1 protein-coding gene is annotated in these 754 nt (G+C 65.1%); it reads left to right on the plus strand.

Annotated features, from left to right (window positions below):
- Positions 1-32: 32 nt before the first annotated feature.
- A partial coding sequence (locus IMZ11_RS42910; protein ID WP_228649354.1) for an NAD-dependent epimerase/dehydratase family protein occupies positions 33-754 on the plus strand: 722 nt, incomplete at its 3' end.

Raw genomic sequence — 754 nt, forward strand, 5'->3', positions numbered from 1 at the left:
TGCTCGAGCTGACCCGGACGAGAGGAACTCCCGTGAGCACACCCCGCACCCCGATCGACCCGGACGCGCCCGTGCTGGTGACGGGCGCCAGCGGGTACATCGGCAGCTGGATCGTCCGGTTACTACTGGAAGCCGGTCGGACCGTCCACGGCACGGTGCGAAACCCCGACAAGACCACCGGATTGGAGCATCTGCGCAAGCTCTCGTCCGACCACCCCGGCCGGCTGAAACTGTTCAAAGCGGATCTGCTCGAGCCCGGCAGCTTCGACGACGCGATGGCCGGGTGCGAGCTCGTCATGCACACCGCCTCGCCGTTCCTGCTCTCCGGTTTCAAGGACGCTCAGGAAGCGCTGATCCGCCCGGCACTTGAGGGCACCCGTAATGTGCTGGACTCGGTCAACCGCACCGACAGCGTCAAACGTGTGGTGCTGACCAGTAGCGTGGTCGCGATCTACGGGGATGCCCGCGAGATACTCGATGTGCCGGGCGGGGTCTTCACCGACGAGCACTGGAACACCACCAGCAGTGTCGATCACCAGCCATACCCCTTTTCCAAGACGGTGGCTGAGCGCGAGGCGTGGAAGTATCAACAGGCACAGGACCGTTGGGACATGGTCACGATCCACCCGGGCCTGGTGCTCGGCCCTTCGCTGACCACCGCCAGCGACTCAGCCAGCCTGAGCACCATGAAGCAGTTCACCGACGGCAGTCTGCTGGCCGGAGCGCCCGCTTTGACGATGGGCGTAGTGGACGT

The sequence above is a fragment of the Microtetraspora sp. AC03309 genome (assembly GCF_020826795.1).
GTDB classification, from domain to species: Bacteria; Actinomycetota; Actinomycetes; order Streptosporangiales; family Streptosporangiaceae; genus Microtetraspora; species Microtetraspora glauca.